The sequence below is a fragment of the Aureliella helgolandensis genome (assembly GCF_007752135.1).
GTDB classification, from domain to species: Bacteria; Planctomycetota; Planctomycetia; order Pirellulales; family Pirellulaceae; genus Aureliella; species Aureliella helgolandensis.
The window spans coordinates 783,491-799,469 of the sequence record NZ_CP036298.1 but is presented as its reverse complement, the minus strand read 5'-3'; the positions used below and the strand labels follow the sequence as shown (position 1 = coordinate 799,469).

The following is a 15,979-nucleotide window of genomic DNA, read 5'->3' as shown; positions in this document are numbered from 1 at the left end:
TCCGCTTCCCCTACGCTTCCCCCCTCACCCCCCGGCCCCCTCTCCCCGAAGCGGGGCGAGGGGGAGAGTGGGAGAGGGAGTGTTTTGCCTGGAGCCCAAACTCCCAACGCATTGTATTGTTATACATTCCTCAGGCATCGTCCAATCCCCCCTTACTCTCTTACTCCCCCTCGCCCCGCTTCGGGGAGAGGGGGTTGGGGGGTGAGGGGCTAGGTGCAACCATCCCAGTTTGCACGAAAACCTGAATCTGCTCAATCACATCCCGCCCATCTCGAATCACTGCGTAGCCAGGTATTCTGAGAACTTGGTACCCAACTCGCCTCAAATACGCATCGCGCTGGCGATCATGCTCGAGCCCATCTTTCGTGAAGTGTGACTCGCCATCAATCTCGATCACCAACTTCAACTCAGCACAGCAAAAATCAACAGTATAGGGCGGGATCGGAAACTCGCGGCGAAACTTCTGTCCACAACACTGCCGATTGCGAAGCCACTGCCAGACAGTCGACGCAAACTCATTCGAAGACGCGCGCTGTGCTTTCGCGAATTCGATCGCCGGTTCCGATCTGGCCTTGCTCCGCTTCATCGCTTCCCCCTTCTCCACCCGATATTCCTACGCTATTCCCCCTTCACTTTCACTCCGCTTCCCCTACGCTTCCCCCCTCCCCCCCCGGCCCCCTCTCCCCGAAGCGGGGCGGGGCGGGGCGAGGGGGAGAGGGAGGGGGAGGGGGAGGGGGAGAGTGGGAGAGGGAGTGTTTTGCCTGGAGCCCAAACTCCCAACGCACTGTATTGTTATACATTCCTCAGGCATCGTCCAATCCCTCGTCTCTCCTGCTCCCCCTCGCCCCGCTTCGGAGAGTGGGGGAGACGGGTGGGCGAGGGGCAACGCGCAGTAATCTCAGCTTGCACAAAAACTCTGCAGCCCCTCTAGCACTCCGCTGGTGGCACAGTTCGAGGCGTGGTAAAGGCGGTTCTGCCATCCCTGCGCTGCATGGATTCCACGCGTCTGGGCAACGACACCGGCTTCCGTATTGCCAACCAAGATCGATCGAACTCCCGATGCAAAGACGGCCAGATCGTTGCCGGAATCACCTGCATAGATAATTGCATCACGATTGCACCCCAACGACTTGGCCCACCAATCGACCGCGTAGGCCTTAGAGACTCCCTGGGGTAAGAAATCGATCAGACCATCGCCGGTGAACGGATCTTGGCTACTAATCAGCGAAAAAGGGGCAGCCTGTCGATCGAGAATCTCCTGCAACTCCTTCAATAACCGCTCCGAGTGCTGCATGTCAGCGTAGAAGCTCAGCTTGAACTCCGACTGCTTGGCTTCCTCTTGCCGCCGCAAGCCAGAGACATCCGTTAGAGCCTCCCACAGAGAGGTGACACTCCAGTTCCCCAACAACCCTCGCAGCTCTCTGGCGTACCCCACACTCAACTCGAACTGAGCCCGCGTGAGCAATGGCGAAGCATTGGTGTTTGCATCAATTCGATAAATTTCGGTCCCTACATTGCAGACGATCCATGCAGGTTGGGGCAGCTGGTACTGCTGCATCGCTTCCAAGACCGAATCCAAATGCCGCCCGGTAACATAGACCAACTGTGCGTTGCATCGCTTCAATTCGCGATCAATTTCGAGCAAGTCGCGCTGATTCTGTGACTGATGCTCCCCATCAAGAGGAATGAAGGTACCGTCCAAATCGGTTGCTAGTACTTCGAATTGCATGTGCTTTTAGCTATGAATGAGGGTAAACAACTCAAGAGTGATGGCGACGAGCAAGCGCTCACCACCCACCTACGGCATTGTTATAGAATTGCGAAAGGAATACCACCTGAAGGGCGCTCGCTCTACGAGATATCCAGCGGGCACCACTACCGCGCGCCCCCCAACATTGAAAGCCAGGATCATGTTTCGAACCCTCTCGCCAGTGACACTCGTCGTCGCGGTCTTCACGGCGTCGGCATTGGCGGCAGCAGCTCCTCCCAATGTGATTATTGTCCTGACCGACGATCAGGGCTACGGAGAATTGTCGCTGCATGGAAATCCAATACTCGCGACTCCCAACTTGGACCGCCTAGGGAGCGAGAGTATCCGGCTCACCGATTTCCATGTCGCCCCCATGTGCACGCCCACGCGGGGCCAACTGATGACTGGAATCGACGCCCTGCGGAACGGTGCCATGAATGTCAGCAGCGGTCGTACGCTCCTCCGCAGCGACTTGAAGACGATGGCCAACCATTTCTCACTGGGTGGTTACCAAACGGGAATTTTTGGCAAGTGGCATTTGGGAGACAACTATCCGTACCGGCCTCACGACCGGGGATTCGACACGGCTGTCTGGTTTCCGTCGTCTCATATTAATTCCGTGCCAGACCACTGGAACAACGACTACTTTGATGACACATACTTGCGGAATGAAATGCCCGAGCAATTCACCGGGTACTGTACCGATGTCTTCTTTGACGAAGCCATGGCTTGGATGAAATCGAAGGGCGAGCAGGGCCAACCCTTCTTCACCTACCTTCCCACCAATGCCCCTCACGGCCCACATTTCGTGCCTGACAAGTACCGGACGGTGGTGGCTGCCCAACTGGAAACCTTGCTACCCACACTCCCGCCACTGAACAAGCAACAGCAAACGTCCTTGGTCAGTTTCCTAGCGATGATTGCGAACATCGACGAGAACATGGGACGCCTTGAGTCGTTCCTCGTCGAACAGGGCTTGCGCGAGAACACCATTGTGATTTTCATGACCGACAATGGCAGCACGATGGGACCACGGTACTTCAATGCTGGCATGCGCGGCGGAAAGGTAACGCTGTGGGAAGGCGGTCATCGCGTGCCGTGTTTCATACGCTGGCCCGCTGGAAAGCTGCAGTCTCCCACGGATCTTGCCGAGCTTACACAGGTTCAAGATATCCTGCCCACGCTGCTGGACTTGTGTGAACTTCCTGATCCATCGGAGGCGTTAGATGGCACCAGCCTCGCTGCACTTCTTCGCGGAACCGTTGACGAGTTGCAGGATCGGATGTTGGTGATCAACTACAGTCGCATGCCGATTCGAGTCACGCCCAACAACAATCCGGCTGTACCACAGCGGGACGGAGCTGCAGTGCTGTGGAAGCGATGGAGATTGCTGCAAGATCGAGAGCTGTATGACTTGGCGACTGATCCACTCCAGCAGCGCAATGTTATCGATCAGCACCCAGATGTGGTCCAAGCGATGCGAACAACGTTGAATGAGTGGTGGGATAGGATCGCGCCGACTGTCAATGAACCGCAGGCAATCACGATCGGTTCAGAACACGAGCCGGAATCCAAGCTCACTGCGTGTGAGTGGTTCGATGTGTTTGTAGATCAGCAAGGGCAAGTGCGTGCTGGTGTCGCGAAAAATGGCCAGTGGCATTTGCGCGTTGCTGAGGCTGGGGAGTACGAATTCGAACTTCGACGCTGGCCGCGTGAAGCGGAGTTTTCCCTAGCAGCAGGCTGCCCTGCTTTGGAGGTTACCGATGGTACCTTGGCTCGCGGCAAAGCTCTACCGATTCATTCTGCGGTAATTGAAATTGGCGAACAGAAGCTGGCCAAGCCTGCCTCGGACCAAAGTCGACACGTCACGTTTCGAATGGTGCTGCCCGCGGGCGACACGCAACTGCGAGCTACATTCCTCGACGCACAGGACCGCGAACTCTGCGGTGCCTACTACGTGTACGTTCATCGCATGGCAGAATAGGTGAAGCGGTAGTGCATTTGGCGTGCTCCCCCAAACCTGATCCATGAGTTATGAAAGTCTATTAGCCCACATGGCGAAAGGACTTTTTTATGAAGAACCGCAAACGACACTCCCCATATTCTTTCAGATAGCGGTGGATTCTATGCTTGCTCGATTTGGACTTCTCAGCCTGACTCTATTTCTTAGTCTCGCCAATGTCTCAAGCGGCGATCAGCCGGAGCTTGAACGTAGAGCATTCATTGAAGAGGATGGTGGAGGACTGGTTGCCAAAATCAATTTTGGTGATCTTCAGGCGGGATCGAAGGTCAAGGCAACGCTAGAGTTAGTCAATAACTCCCCTATCAGTCTTCCAGTTAAAAGGATACAGACATCGTGTAACTACATTAGTGTCAGGTCTGAAGGAGAGGAAATTCCAGCAAATGGTTCGTTGTTCATGGACTTTACACTTGATGTTGTGAAGGATTCCAAACAACTGAAGCAGACTCTTTTGTTTTCGATTTTCTATGCCGAAGAAAGCGCTATATCGGTATACGTCAGCTACCAAGTCTCCTGCCTCAAAATGAGGCTCTAGACTCTCATACCACATGGACCATGAAAAGGTGGGCATTCCAGTTTGGGTTGGAGACGCGCGTGCAGCCGTTTTGGCATTGGAGCATTTTTCACGACGGTGGAGACTCCGCTTGTCACACGGACAAACCCCGGCTCGCTCGTCCCTCGCTACCACCGGTGCTTGTCCGTGTGCCAGCGATCCAAGGCTTCGTTCCTGCTCCGCACTCCAGGCTATCCGCAAGCGAGCTCCAAGCGTCAATCGCTTCGGTCGGCTGGCGGCTTAGCGCAACGTGCGCACGACTTTCAAAACGGCTTGACACTGCTCACTCCATGACTTTCAGGACACTCATCATGCGCCCCTTAATTCTCCTAGCAGCGTCGATTCTAGGATTGCTTTCATGCGAATTGGAATCTGCTGCAGGAACGGAAAGCAGCTTTCGCATTGCCACGTTTTCGGCAGATATCACCGTACCTATCGGACACCGGAGCATGGGAATTATTCCCAAGAAAACCGACCGCCTCTTGGACCCGCTGTACGCGCATGGGTTGGTCCTGTTGAGTGACGCGTTACCCGTCGTAATCGTTGCACTCGATTACTGTGAGGTCCGAAACGGGGCGTATCAAGAATGGCGGCAGGCATTGGCCACCGCTGCCGGCACGACGGTTCCACGCGTACTCGTCTGCTCCTTGCATCAGCATGACGCGCCAGTCGTGGATACGCAGGCCGAGGAATTCCTCAGCTCGGTTGGACTAGGTGGTGAAATGTGCGATGTTGAATTCCATCGCGCCACCGTAACCCGCGTTGCTCAAGCACTCCAGGATAGCCTGGAAACTGCGGTGACGGTAACACACTTCGGTATAGGTCAGGCGAAGGTCGAGAAGATTGCGTCGACGCGGCGTGTGGTCCGTTCCGATGGAAGGGTCAACTACGACCGTGGTAGCAATAGCGGCTCAAATCCCATTTACCAGGAAGCGGCTGAAGGAGACATTGATCCATGGCTTAAGACTCTCAGCTTCTGGAACGGCGATGAGGCCGTAGTAGCCCTGAGTTCCTATGCCGTTCATCCGATGAGCTATTATGGGCGGGGCGAGATCAGCGCCGACTTTGTCGGTATGGCACGAGATCGCCGACAGCGCGATGACTTTAGTGTGAAGCAAATCTACGTCAGTGGGTGTAGTGGCGATGTGACTGCGGGAAAGTACAACGACGGCTCTCCGAGCAATCGCCCCGTGCTGGCCGATCGGCTCTATCAGGGCATGCGTCGCGCCTGGGAGGAGACCGTTAGGGTTCCGCTCAAGCAATTCGAATTTCGCCATACACCGCTTGAGCTTGAATTTCATGAGGGGGAAGAGTTCACGGAGCAAGCCATGTTGCAAGTGCTGCGTGATCCGGCAGCCGATATCAGTGAACGCATCCTGGCTGCCATGGGACTCAGCAGTCTGTCGCGTATCCAAGCTGGGCACACCATTGACTTCCCCTGCTTAGACTTCGGCGAAGCACAAGTGTTGCTATTTCCAGGCGAAGCCTTCGTGGGCTATCAATTGCTAGCGCAGAAAATTGGGCATTCATCGTTCGTGCAGTGCATCGGCTACGGAGAATGTTGGCCCGGCTATATCCCCACCCGCGCAGCCTTCGAAGAAGAATTTGGACATGGTTGGCGGTGGGTAGCTCCCGGAGCGGAAGCTCGCATCCAAGCCGTACTCGAGGACCTATTGCTCCCAGAGTAGAGAACCGGGCGGGAGCATTGCTGGCATGCTTTCGCCGTAACAACCTCGCCGATCGCCACTAGAACTGCTGGCGGCCGTTCTTCGCGAATTGCGATTCTTCCGCAGCCGCGCGCTCCGCCAAAATCTTGTGGTAGCGTTCGATCATCTGAGGCGACATCGATTCAACCGCCAAGCGATAATAGACGCGAGCAGCCCTCAAGTGGTTCGCTTGCTCCGCTCGCTTGCCGCGCTCTAGATAGTAGCGAATATTGGCCTCGGTCAACGAGGCATGGAGCCTGGTGGTGCTATCGCCGCTGCCAGCTAGGGCGCGTTGCCATTGACCGGGATCGGGATTCACTTGCAACGAACCGGCGTAGGGTCCAGAGCTCAGCCCCGAAAGGACGCTGCGGCCACCGTCTGCGGCGGGCGAACCCGCGCTCAATGGGCTCGGTGCCTCTGGATCTCGGGCCACGTTCGCGTTCAGGATTGCATCGTCCATTGCTTTCAAATCGATGATATCGACGGAGATCGACATTCCGGAAGCACCACCACTGGAGGCAACTCCACCACGTCCAGCAAGCGGCCCAAAGCCTTGCGAGCCAAGTCCGCGCCGCGAATAAGAATTGCCCCCGAGAGCAGCAGTTCCGGCGTCTGGGATCCAAGCCCCACCGCTGTAGCTGAAATTTCGAACGCTGGGCAGCTGCACAACTTGAGCCGAAGCGGTGGTCTGCCCCCACAAAATCAGTGCAACCAGGCTGCCGCACATCACAGTCCAAGAGGTCGGCAATCGCTTCGCAGCATATCGCTTCGCAGCATGTAGAGTTTTCATATCCAACCTCTTAAATCCAATCAATAGGTTTGAGCAAGCTAACGAAGTCGCGGTCGCCAGACCGCGGGAAGTCAAGTTAACGTAGCTGCGGTCGCCAGACCGCGGGAAGTCTACCCCTGCCATACTCACGTGAAGGGTTGTGATTTCAGCGACCCACTAGCGCATCCGCGGGAAGTTAGAGTCGCGAGCGCGTCGCCGCCCAGGCAGCTTTCTCACTCTGAACGCGTTCCTTAGTTTTTCCGCTCAAGGGCCAATTGACATCTTCGGCGTGAGCCTCTTGGAAAATCTGCAGGGCCCTGGCGACCTGCTCAGGATGCTTGGGAGCCAGATCGGTTGTTTCACCTCCGTCCTGGGACAAATCGTACAGCTCGACCGAAGCGTTGATACCATTGCGAATCGCTTTCCAATCCCCAAAGCGAGCTGCTTGAATTGGTTTACTCTCGTGCAATTCCCAATAGAAATACTCGCGTTCAGGAGCCTTTCCACCAGTCAGGAATTCGACGAGTGATTTCCCGTCAGTGTTGCAAGCCTCGGGAACTTCGACACCTGCCAACTCTGCCGCAGTGGGCAACAAGTCCCAAAATGCCCAAGGTTCCTCCGCCACCCGACCAGCGGGCACGTGCCCTGGCCAGCGGGCAATGGCTGCTTGACGCAGAGCCCCTTCGTAAAGCCCACGCTTGTAACCGCGAAGTCCATTGTTCGCTTGGTCAAACAGACTCCCCATTTCGCTGTTGGGGGCAAAAGACGATCCGTTGTCTCCACTAATAATAATCAACGTATGCTCATCGATCTGCATTTCTTTGAGCAAATCGATCAATTCTCCCAAGTCATGATCGAGCCGAGTGATTTGAGCGGCATACGATTTCTGAGCAAGTGACCAAGGTTTATCGGCGTAGATGCCAAGATCGTCGATCTCGTGCCGGCCATGGGGCAAGGTAGCTGCATAGAACAAGAAGAACGGATTGTCCGCCTGTTGCCGAACCCATTTCAAGACATCCTGCTGGATCAAATCCTGCGCATAGGTCGCGCCGACCCGTTTCCCGTCGTTCCCAGGGAGAGTGATTTTCTGCGCATCCCGATATAAGTACTTGGGGAAATAGGAATGCGCTTCGCGTTGGCAGTTGTAGCCGAAAAAGTGATCGAATCCCTGCTTCAAAGGATCGCCGGTGGTATCCAAGAATCCCATCCCCCATTTTCCCATACAGGCGGTGGCGTAGCCGGCCGGCTTGAGCACTTCAGCGATTGTGACCGTTTCTGCAGGCAGCGGAAATTGTCCCTCGGGAGGCACTTCGTAGTTCCCGCGCACCGGGCAGTGCCCGCAGTGCAACCCGGTCACAAACGAGGAACGGCTCGGCGCACAAACACTCGTCCCACAATAGGCTTGCAAATATCGAGTGCCTTCGGCCGCCATGCGGTCGAGATTTGGAGTCTGGATCAATTGCTGCCCGTAGCACCCCAGGTCGCCTTGCGCAACATCATCGCTCAGTAGGAAGATAAAGTTCGGTGGTCGCTCTTCAGCTTGGCTAAGCGAGCCAACCGATAGGCCAACAAACAGGCTAGTCAGCACAATGAGCCTAGCAAGACGTGGAATCCGAGAATGCGTCATACCAATTTCAAACATGGAGCAGGTGAAAGTCTAGTACACCCATGCGGGCCAACCGGCACTCTCCATTGAAACTACGGAAGATGCCAGCTGTGATCTACCAATTGTACGTCAAGCGAGATGAGCGTGAGTAAAACTTCGGGCTGCCCCGTCGCTGGATTCTGCGAAATCCTATAGGTTTCACCGCTTGGGAGGCTATTTTAGGCGTTCCCCGCTCCCCTTTCCGCTAGGCAGCGTCAATGCACAAGCTGACTTAGGCGGTACTCAATGAAATCGATCATCTGCTCAGGCACATTCACTGCTTGACTGGATTCGTGCTCCAACGAATTTTGGATGAGGTAGCTTCGTAGCGCCCCATATCGCTCTGCGGCCAACTTTCGATGGCCACGTATCACCGCTGCTTCGGCGAGCTGGAATCGGGTGAGTGTTGCCTCCGACATCGCCTCATCCTGTAGGGCGAACTCTACAATCTCGTCAAACCCCAACGTGGAGCGACTGGAAACAGCATCTTTCAGATAGTGTCGAGCCAACAGGCCGAGGCTGCCCAAACCACACAGACAGATGACTAAGATTGGAATGAGATTGCTCTTTGGCATCGCTGGCCGACTCTCGGCGGGAAGACCAGCCACCGGCAAACCGATTTCGTCCGACGAATGGGGCTGATTCTCCAATTCGGGCGTCTGCGACGCAACGCGGTCTTCCGCCGAAACAGGCATCGGCCGTGGGTCAACATCGACATCCAGAATCAATTGCGTGCCGTTGTCCAACTCGAGAACATCGCTATCTGGCCAAGCAAGCGCCTCTCCCGGTAGCAAGCGATTGCCGCTCAAATGAAACGCGGTATCGCTCCGATTGTAGACGCGGTAAACCCCATCACGATATTCGAGCGTCATGGCATGATTCGGAAACTCTGCGTTAGGGATGCAGATATCGCTATGGGGAGCACTCCCCACCCGCGTAACGGCTCGCTCAATTGCAAAACGGTGGCCCCGGAGCATTCCGGCTTGGAATTCGATTCGAGCAGGCATGATAGCAATCCCTATTGTTCCAAGATGTTCATTACAGCGGGTAGCAGGATAGGGGCCACAATCACGAGCAAGCAGGCCAACATGACCAGCATGCCCGGAAACACAATTTGCACCTCTGCCTCAGCAGCAGCCTTCTCTCCCCACTGCGACCGTTTAAGCCGTAGCTGCTCAGCTTGCTCCGACAAGATGCGACTTAGCGGTGTCCCGAGCTCTTCCCCTTTGTTAATCGCAAAGACCAATTCCGCGACATCTTGATCTCCCAAGCGATCGCGCAGATCGAGCAGAGCCTCTCGGCGCGATCGGCCTGCCGAAATTTCGTTCAACGCAATGGCCCACTCTTCGGCCAATGGATGCCCTTGTTCGTCACTAACCAGAGTTCGCAAGCAGTCCTCAAAATTGGCGCCAGCTTGCATCATGAGAGAGATTTGGTCGATTGCGAACGGGAGCCTCCCCCGCAAGATCTTGAGCGAACGGGCAGAGTGTTGCACTACCGATCGAGCCGCCAGCCAAGGATAGATAGCCGCGGTGGTAATACCGGCAATCGCGGCGAACGCACCATAAGTCGTCAGCGATACCAAAGCAAAGATACTCAAGCCAACCAGGACTCCCTCAATCGTCTTGGTTACCCAAAAATCGGGCAAGTGCCATGGAATGCCGTCTGCCGTCACGGCAAGTCCACGTTTGAACGGACTGTCCGGAGCATGCCGGTGCTCCCCGTATAGCCGTTTCCCCAAATCCAATACCATCGGCTCAAATTGCCGAAACACCCAACTCTTGGAACGCAACGTCTCAATCCTTTGACGCTCATAGCGATTCGAGGCATCTTGGCGAACTGAAGTCACTTGACCAAGCACGATCCAAATGAGCAACCCGATCGCAATGCCCCACATAGCCGGGCCGAGGCACTCGCCCTGCATGACCAAGAACAGCTCCACGGAATTTCTAGCTTCCGGCATTTTGATTTCACCTTCGACGAGGAGGTTCTGGACGGCCAGCGGGTTCGCGATAGAGCTTCAGCACGCCATCCGCCTCAGTCTCAAAGGCGAAGTTATTGCCTCCCCGCAATCGATAAGTAACCGTTTGGCCACCATTACTGAAGCGAATGAGCCACACGGCGGATTCCACGAACGACTGCGATTCTCCGGGTGACATCGTGAAGGGGTAGGCTTGGTTGCCGGATAGCAATTGATACTTCACTGACGAAAGCTCGCTACTGGGACAACTGACCGTTATCGACTTATTGTTCACGCTGCGCTCGGGTGGTTCGCTGTAACGAGAACTCGTCGATGGCGGATTTGCTGGAATGCGGTTCTGTGATGGGTAGTAGGTTTGCGTAGGATTGGGCTGAATGGATCGTTGCGGTGAGACATAGCGATCGTCCGGTAGGAAACCTCCCAAACCGGGTTCAAAGCGTCCCGGATTATTCTGACTTCCGCCTTCGCCTGGAATACCTCCAACTCCCAACGCACGTGGCGGTTCGCTGGGCTGGACGGGTCTGGGTGCACCACGCTGTTGCCCGTTGATCGCCTGTTCAATTTCGCCGCGAAGTTGATCACGGAATCCATCGAAGATCCCTTGCCCCTGCGCCGCTTGAGGAACGCTCAGGCCAGCCAGCAGGACCAAGCACCCTAGACTTTTAAGCACAATTCTTGACATTCGATTGACTCCGACGAATTGGGTTCGATTGAAAGCCCTGACCTGCAGGACTCTTGGATTGACTATCTAACGATTTGTAAGAGGTTGACTCGCTTACTGGATTCCGGTGCATACGCCACAGGGTAGAGTTGGCCCTGAGAGAGCTGCTCCATGGCTGCACTCCAAGACCGAGACAACTCGTCCGAGGAGAGCAAGGAATCGGGCGGAGTGGGAAACACGTCTGCATCGGAGTTGGCAAGGGTGGCTGAAAGTGCTTGAGACAAATAGCCTCTTCCGGTAGTTGGCTGAGGCAACGTTGCCTGCTGAAGCGAGTTGGAGGAAAAGAAGACAGTAGCCAATTCTGGAGCCGCCAGATCGAGCAACGGATTTTTAATACCAGAGGCAATAGCCTGTTCCGTAGGCTGAATATCCAGAAAGACAACGCGCTTGCTCTGTGGCAAATCTTCATGCATTGTCTGAATGAACTCTCGCCATGAAACGGCTGTCGCTCGTGGGCGTTGGAGCTCTGCTTCGTATGTTCCCAAATAGAAATTTCCGGTCGCATCCACAAACCCAGTAGTCGCCAAGTAGACCATCGCAGTATCCCCAGGTTCGGTTTGGTCGATCAACCACTGAAACCCCTCCAAGATGCCAGTTTGAGTCGCTGCTTGATCGGTAAGCACGCGAGTGGTGACATTCGAGTAGAGCAGGCCTGAAGATTGGTTCTGAACGGTTTGCCCAAATGCTTGAGCGTCCTGGGCGGCTGTCGTTGCCGCAAACGCATTCAAATCGGGTGAACTGTTTCGGTAGGCCGAGAGGCCGATGGCCAGCAGATTGAGATTCGACGGGCGAGTTGGTTTAGGGGTCGGAACCGTCATGTGTACGAAGATCGACTTGGCCCCCGACGTCGATTCCGCGTTGGCAGCAATCAATTCGATATCGTTTCGTCCCGCTACCAACTGTGCCTTGTAGTCGATGGACATGGCGATCTCAGTCGGCGTAGCTGGCGTAAACACTTCCGCCGCCACCCCGTTGATGAGCAAGGTGACTTCGCGAATGGGTAGGCCATTGCGACTGGTGATCTCTGCACGGATGTTCACGCCATCTTGTGAGACTTGATCGCCACGCTTGGGAGAGGTGAATTCAATCGTGGGTGGGTAATGCATCGCAATATCGGAGGGACTTCGAAAATCGAAGTCATCCTGCATCGCCAGCTTCGAATTGGACTGTTCGATCGCTTCCTCTAGAGAGGCCCCTCCCAGGATGGCGTCGATGATATCGGGCCGGTAGAGCTGCTTGCGAAACTGTTGGATTTCGAAAAACTGCGCACTCTTCGCGGGCCCTCGATTGACATGCCAACCAATCATTTGGTCAGCGCCTGGAGAAGCGTCGTAGTACCCCTGAGGCGTCCAGGCAATCCACTTCCCATCGTCGCCAACGTAGAAGCTAAGAATCGGTTCAGAAAAGTCGTATCCCTCTACCATCGTCATCGAATATTCGTAGGGTTCCCCCGCGCGTTCCATGCGAAGTGGGATAGCTTGGCCTGGACGATAGTCGAATTTCCCCTCTAGCATCAGATTGTACATTTTGGCGATGGACAGCCCGTCGATGGATAGGATTTTGTCCCCCGCTTGCACACCGGCTTCAGCAGAAGAAGTACCTGGACGCACTTGCGTCACTGCGGAATTTTCGAATTTAAAATCGAAGATTCCGGTTGGCATCGGATTCTCCAAACTCCACATCCGGATCGTGCGGTCCGTCGAGCCGCTGAGAATCGACTTTCCATTTGGGGCTAGGCTGACGGCGGTGATCTGCCCCTCATGCCCAATGAAGGCGCGTCTCAGTTCGTCGGTATCGGAGTCCCAGAGCCCTAACAGCCCCAGGCTATCTCCCAACAGGACGGGCTCTCGCACGGACATCACGGGTTCCGGCATGATACTGAAGATCGTTGGTAGGCGTCCGGAAGTGAAGGTATATCTGCCGGCCACTTGCCCTTGGACAATCTTTTCAACCGCTGCATTGGCTCCCTTGTCAGGCACTGTCGCCTGAAGCTTGATCGTGTCGCGAACGGGAACCTCTTGAATTGGCGCAAGATTCTCGGCCGCTGCGGCAGGGTAGATAGCTCGCGCCGCGAGGTCGAGGATTTGATCGCCAGTTCCATAGCTATTCCATCCCCATCGATCTGGGGCAAAGGAGCGGGTGCCGAAGACGATGCGTTTCGAATTGCGATCCAAGGCAGCTTCATAAACAGGCTTGCCTTGCCCCTTGAAAAGGTGCAAACGCTCGCCATCGTCGATCTTCCAAACGTGCACCTCTCCATACTTATCACCACTGGCGACGATTCCATGCTCGGGAGCAATGGTTAAGGCATCCACATTCCAACGGTGCCCGCGATAGACGCTCAGGGGTGCCATTTCTCCAGATTCCTGCAAACCGTGACTCTGCCAAACTCCCACCCAGAAACGATTCTCCCCCTCCACCGTAGCGAACCCCGATGCGGCCCAACGCTGGCTCACAAAATCGAGCTCGAAAGTTCGTGGATCATCGGTACTGGCAAACGGATATTCCAATTGCCGACTCAGCAGGTCGACGATCCATCCATGCAGATGCGATGGCAGGGGATCTTGACCACTCATGGGGCGCAGCTCTGGGACCGAGTAGACGACCGGGCCCTTGAAGTCGACACCGATGATGACCGGTGCATCTCCAGCAAACTGCAGCTCATCGTAAATGGGTTGATCGGCATTGCGAGGTGCCACGCGACGAAGAATCTTCCGCTGCTCCCAATCCCAGAGGGCGATGTGCCCATCCGCATCGGCGCTCAACATGTATTTTCCGTCTGTTGAGAAGTCGAGTTTGCGAGTCGGTGTGGTGTGACCGGGAAGCAACTCAGCAATCTCATCCAGGTTGGCCAAATCATAGACGCGAATCGAGCCATGGGCCTCGTAGTCGTTAACTCCCACAACCAAATTCTTGCCATCAGGCGAAAAAGTGACCGCGTAGCAGTCGCCGTAGGAGGTGCGAGTACGATCCCCGCGTAGTGTTGCCAACAACGTCCCGCTGGTTAGCTCCCAAATGCGCACAACTTTTTCACCGGAGACGGCTAGCAACTCGCCATTGGGACTAATATCCATATCGCTAATTTCAGAGATAAAACCTCCGCTATCGATCACCAACTCTGCCGGTCCCGTCAACTCGGCAAGTACATCGGTGGGATCGACAACCACCGAAACAAGGCTCAGCAGCGGCGAAGTAATCGTTGGAACCTTGGCAACAACCATCTCAGGCGGAGACTCAGGCCGGGGTGGAGTCCCCCGTTCCGGCCGTACCACCAACAACTCCACTGGTAGAGGGACAGGGTGCCCCGGCGTGCCCTCGAAGGGATCGACTGGCGAGGGAATAGCATCTGGAGGTAACGGAGTCTGAGGCAGGTTGCCGGGGTTCTGCTCGGAACGCTCGACTGCGAACGTTTCAGCTGGCACTGGCTCTACATCGGTCTCAGCGGATTCGGCCAATGCAGACGCAGCTTCCTCGGGTTCACTTCCATCTTCCCCTGGCAATGCCAATCGTTCCGTTGGCAAGTCCCTGCCGTTTGCGATCGGCTCAGGGAAATCATTATCCTGTCGCAGCTTCCAGCCAACCGCGAGCGCGAGCAATAGAATTGCGGCACAGAGAGAGTAGAGCACCCAGGGTTTTTCCAATGTGGCGTTGATGCGTTCCCGTGAAGAGGACGCAGCAGCTTGCTTTCCTCCAGCGGATTGACGCCCGCGGTCGTCCGCCGCTGTGAGTGGCTGAACTGCAATACTTGCCCGGGCTAGCCGGTTCAATGGTTCCAACTCTTGAATGTTCGTCGGTACAATTCCTCGGCCCGCCGTCGAATCAGCCTTAGGCGGTTCAACGGGTTGCACCGGCACCAACACCTGTTCGCTCAAACGCTGCAACACGCTCGTAGCACTCTGCTCTCGCTCGTCGACGAGCTTGGACAGCATGCAGTCGAGAGCTTCTGCCAGATCCTGCGGAACGTGGGGTAGGAGCGTCTTGACTGGGGGCAGGGGGTCGCGGGAGCTGTGCCACCGCAGCCAGGCGATGTCCGAATTGATTTCGATACTGGCAGCATGCGGAAAGAGCTGGGAAAATGTGGGGCCAGCCAGCAGCTCCAAGGCGGCAAATCCAAGGCAGTAAATATCTGCCGCTGGCCCCAGTTTTCCAAACTGCGCATCGAGCATCTCGGGCGCCAGATATTTCTTAGCGCCTTCGGGAGCGCGTAGCTCTCCGGTGAGATTCGACTCCTCGAAATCACTAAGCTTGACCGTTCCCGCGTCGTCGATGAGCACATTCGATGGTCGAATGGCTCCATGAATGCGGTTCTTCGAATGCAGAAAGTCGAGAGCCGGCAGCAACTGCCGCAGAATGCTGCGCACCGTGGCGGGCGGCATGGCCTGCGTGGCAATGGCCCCTTCCAGCGTTCCCCGCATCAACTCCATGACGATCCAACCACGCTGCGGTTCCACGCTATGGATTCGCAAAATGTTGGCATGTTCATGCTGGGCCAGAAACTGCGCCTCTTTCAGGAATCGCTCGCGGCGCCGTGGATCGGTTAGGGCTGCTTCACTCAATTGCTTGATGGCAACGTCGCGTCCCAACGCTAAATCGTGCGCTCGATAGACGACCGTATATTCTCCACGCCCTAGCTCTTCGAACAACTCATAAGATGCGTGTGGATCTGTCACGGCCTAGCCTCACTGGATATCACTGACAAGGATTTTGTGGAAGGGTGCCTTAGCCCTGTGTCTGATTCGCTGGGATTCTGCATCTGTTACAGCTATTTCTGAGATTGGTTGAAATATTCATCGAAGTCGTGCGTACAAGGAGCAATCCTTCCTCGAATTCACTT

General features: G+C 55.6%; 11 protein-coding genes. 3 read left to right on the top strand and 8 right to left on the bottom strand.

What is annotated here, in order from left to right; translation table 11 throughout:
* Positions 1-160: 160 nt before the first annotated feature.
* Both Q31a_RS02920 and Q31a_RS02915 read right to left on the bottom strand, forming a co-directional pair.
* Positions 161-586, bottom strand: coding sequence for an endonuclease domain-containing protein (locus Q31a_RS02920; protein ID WP_145073755.1), 426 nt, complete (start codon positions 584-586; stop codon positions 161-163).
* A 312-nt stretch (positions 587-898) separates the two neighbouring features.
* Complete coding sequence (locus Q31a_RS02915; protein ID WP_145073752.1) at positions 899-1,729, bottom strand: HAD-IIB family hydrolase; 831 nt, start codon at positions 1,727-1,729, stop codon at positions 899-901.
* A gap of 181 nt (positions 1,730-1,910) precedes the next feature.
* Here Q31a_RS02915 and Q31a_RS02910 point away from each other — a divergent pair, with 181 nt between their 5' ends.
* The 3 genes from Q31a_RS02910 (at position 1,911) to Q31a_RS02900 (ending at position 6,011) form a co-directional block, all read left to right on the top strand.
* On the top strand, positions 1,911-3,734 hold the full coding sequence (locus tag Q31a_RS02910) for an arylsulfatase (protein ID WP_145073749.1): 1,824 nt from the start codon (positions 1,911-1,913) through the stop codon (positions 3,732-3,734).
* Between the two features lie 43 nt (positions 3,735-3,777).
* The gene (locus Q31a_RS02905) at positions 3,778-4,305 is read left to right on the top strand and encodes a DUF1573 domain-containing protein (RefSeq protein WP_145073746.1); all 528 of its coding nucleotides are present in this window, start codon (positions 3,778-3,780) and stop codon (positions 4,303-4,305) included.
* A 329-nt stretch (positions 4,306-4,634) separates the two neighbouring features.
* Entirely contained in the window at positions 4,635-6,011 is a 1,377-nt protein-coding gene (locus Q31a_RS02900; protein WP_145073743.1) for a hypothetical protein, read from the top strand.
* A 58-nt stretch (positions 6,012-6,069) separates the two neighbouring features.
* Here Q31a_RS02900 and Q31a_RS02895 read toward each other — a convergent pair whose 3' ends face one another.
* The 6 genes from Q31a_RS02895 to Q31a_RS02870 form a co-directional block, all read right to left on the bottom strand.
* A complete protein-coding gene (locus Q31a_RS02895) occupies positions 6,070-6,819 on the bottom strand; it encodes a hypothetical protein (protein ID WP_145073740.1) in 750 nt (249 codons plus the stop codon).
* Between the two features lie 175 nt (positions 6,820-6,994).
* On the bottom strand, positions 6,995-8,425 hold the full coding sequence (locus tag Q31a_RS02890; RefSeq protein ID WP_197356103.1) for an arylsulfatase: 1,431 nt from the start codon (positions 8,423-8,425) through the stop codon (positions 6,995-6,997).
* A gap of 233 nt (positions 8,426-8,658) precedes the next feature.
* Positions 8,659-9,450 (bottom strand): FHA domain-containing protein, encoded by a 792-nt coding sequence (locus Q31a_RS02885; protein ID WP_145073733.1) that lies wholly within the window; start codon positions 9,448-9,450, stop codon positions 8,659-8,661.
* Between the two features lie 11 nt (positions 9,451-9,461).
* Complete coding sequence (locus Q31a_RS02880; RefSeq protein WP_145073730.1) at positions 9,462-10,406, bottom strand: type II secretion system F family protein; 945 nt, start codon at positions 10,404-10,406, stop codon at positions 9,462-9,464.
* Positions 10,407-10,413: 7 nt separating this feature from the next.
* On the bottom strand, positions 10,414-11,106 hold the full coding sequence (locus tag Q31a_RS02875) for a hypothetical protein (protein WP_145073727.1): 693 nt from the start codon (positions 11,104-11,106) through the stop codon (positions 10,414-10,416).
* A 62-nt stretch (positions 11,107-11,168) separates the two neighbouring features.
* Positions 11,169-15,815, bottom strand: a complete 4,647-nt coding sequence (locus Q31a_RS02870; RefSeq protein ID WP_145073723.1) for a protein kinase domain-containing protein — start codon at positions 15,813-15,815, stop codon at positions 11,169-11,171.
* Between the last annotated feature and the right edge of the window lie 164 nt (positions 15,816-15,979).

Bases quoted from the DNA above. Each gene is read 5' to 3' on its own strand.
- Q31a_RS02920 (WP_145073755.1), bottom strand. From the start codon at position 586: ATGAAGCGGAGCAAGGCCAGATCGGAACCGGCGATCGAATTCGCGAAA.
- Q31a_RS02915 (WP_145073752.1), bottom strand. From the start codon at position 1,729: ATGCAATTCGAAGTACTAGCAACCGATTTGGACGGTACCTTCATTCCT.
- Q31a_RS02910 (WP_145073749.1), top strand. From the start codon at position 1,911: ATGTTTCGAACCCTCTCGCCAGTGACACTCGTCGTCGCGGTCTTCACG.
- Q31a_RS02905 (WP_145073746.1), top strand. From the start codon at position 3,778: ATGAGTTATGAAAGTCTATTAGCCCACATGGCGAAAGGACTTTTTTAT.
- Q31a_RS02900 (WP_145073743.1), top strand. From the start codon at position 4,635: ATGCGCCCCTTAATTCTCCTAGCAGCGTCGATTCTAGGATTGCTTTCA.
- Q31a_RS02895 (WP_145073740.1), bottom strand. From the start codon at position 6,819: ATGAAAACTCTACATGCTGCGAAGCGATATGCTGCGAAGCGATTGCCG.
- Q31a_RS02890 (WP_197356103.1), bottom strand. From the start codon at position 8,425: ATGACGCATTCTCGGATTCCACGTCTTGCTAGGCTCATTGTGCTGACT.
- Q31a_RS02885 (WP_145073733.1), bottom strand. From the start codon at position 9,450: ATGCCTGCTCGAATCGAATTCCAAGCCGGAATGCTCCGGGGCCACCGT.
- Q31a_RS02880 (WP_145073730.1), bottom strand. From the start codon at position 10,406: ATGCCGGAAGCTAGAAATTCCGTGGAGCTGTTCTTGGTCATGCAGGGC.
- Q31a_RS02875 (WP_145073727.1), bottom strand. From the start codon at position 11,106: ATGTCAAGAATTGTGCTTAAAAGTCTAGGGTGCTTGGTCCTGCTGGCT.